At 72.4% G+C, this 1,488-nt stretch carries 2 protein-coding genes and 1 pseudogene; 2 read left to right on the top strand and 1 reads right to left on the bottom strand.

Annotated elements, in window-relative coordinates; all coding sequences use genetic code 11:
- A pseudogene (locus tag AB0C29_RS48095) lies at positions 1 to 597 on the top strand (hypothetical protein); the annotation flags it as partial.
- Here the strand turns inward: AB0C29_RS48095 and AB0C29_RS48090 are convergent.
- On the bottom strand, positions 598 to 1,092 hold the full coding sequence (locus AB0C29_RS48090) for a GNAT family N-acetyltransferase (RefSeq protein WP_360835028.1): 495 nt from the start codon (positions 1,090 to 1,092) through the stop codon (positions 598 to 600).
- 49 nt (positions 1,093 to 1,141) lie between these two features.
- Here AB0C29_RS48090 and AB0C29_RS48085 point away from each other — a divergent pair.
- Positions 1,142 to 1,488: TetR/AcrR family transcriptional regulator (locus AB0C29_RS48085; protein ID WP_360835026.1), on the top strand; the 347-nt coding region annotated here is incomplete at its 3' end.

Here is a 1,488-nt window from a genome sequence, read left to right as displayed (position 1 = left end):
GGCGCCGGCCGGTTGATCGTGACCGGTGGCGGGCCCGGGGTGATGGAGGCGGCGAATCTGGGCGCCTACTTCACCGGTCGCCCAGCGGACGAGCTGGACGCGGCGATCGATCTGCTCGCGCCCGCGCCGAAGTTCATGGACCACGACCCGTACACGGCGGCGGCGCTGGCCGTGCGTACGGCGTACCCGGCACCGGCCGCGACCGACGTGGTCGGCCGGCTCACCCACGGCGGCCTGGCCCTGCCCACCTGGCTGTACGGCCACGAGCCGGCGAACCTGTTCGCCGGCCAGATCGGCAAGTACTTCTCCAACGCCGTCCGGGAGGACACGATCCTGCGCCTGGCCCGCGGCGGCATCGTCTTCGCTCCGGGCTGGGCCGGCACGGTCCAGGAGGTGTTCCAGGCGGCGACGAAGACCTTCTACCGCACCGACGGCCCGTCCGGCGCGTTCGTCTTCCTGGGGGTCGAGCACTGGTCGGCGTTGCCGGTCGAGGCGCTGCTCCGGCCGCTGCTGGCCCGTTCACCGCACGGCGACCAGTCGGATCTGATCGTGGTCACCGATTCGATCGACGAGGCGATGGCGGCGCTGACGCACTGATCAGGACAGCTCCGCCTGGTAGGTCTGCCCGAGCAGTTCCACGCCGAAGCTGTGGTGGGCCTCCTCATCGACGAGGGTGAAGCCGCGGCTGAGGTAGATGGCTCGTGCGGCGGTCAGCGGATGGTTGGTCCACAGCCGCATGGTGCGGTAGCCGGCGTCGCGGGCGAACTCCAGGCAGGTGTCCACCAGGCGGCCGCCGAGGCCGTGCCCGCGCCCGTCGGGGTGGACCAGCAGCAGCCGCAGCTGGGCCGTCGAGTCCGGGCCGGCGACGCAGAAAACACAGCCCACGCGCCGGCCGTCGACCTCGGCGAGCCAGGCCGCCTCGCGCTCGGTGTCGTGGCCGGAGGCGAAGTCCGCGACGATCCGGGCGACCAGCGCCTCGAAGCTGCGGTCCCAGCCGAACTCGCCGGCGTAGACATCGCCGTGGGCCGCGATGACCCAGCCCAGGTCCCCGGGCTGGTCCAGGGGCCGGATCACCGCCTCGGCTGAGCTCATGGCGACCTCCTCGCTTGACTGAAACGACTGTTTCAGTGAGGATAGCGGAGTGTCGGCCCGACGTGCTGAGCTGCTGGAACGCGCCTACGACCACGTGCTGACGCACGGCCTGGCGGACATGTCGCTGCGGCCGCTGGCCGCTGCCGTCGGGTCGAGCCCCCGGGTGTTGTTGCTGCTCTTCGGCAGCAAGGAGGGGCTGGTGCGCGCGCTGCTCGACCGGGCCCGGAGCGACGAGCTGGCGATGCTCGGGCGGCTGCCGGCCACCGGCGATCCCGTGGCGGAGATCTGGCGGTGGCTGGCCGCCCCCGAGCACCGGCCGCTGCTCGTGCTGTGGGCCGAGGCGTACGTCCGTTCGCTGGTCGACCCGGCCGGGCCGGGGGCCGACGTAGCCAGATC

The sequence above is a fragment of the Actinoplanes sp. NPDC048791 genome, from assembly GCF_040650095.1.
Taxonomy (GTDB): domain Bacteria; phylum Actinomycetota; class Actinomycetes; order Mycobacteriales; family Micromonosporaceae; genus Actinoplanes.
This window is presented reverse-complemented; position numbering and strand designations above follow the sequence as displayed.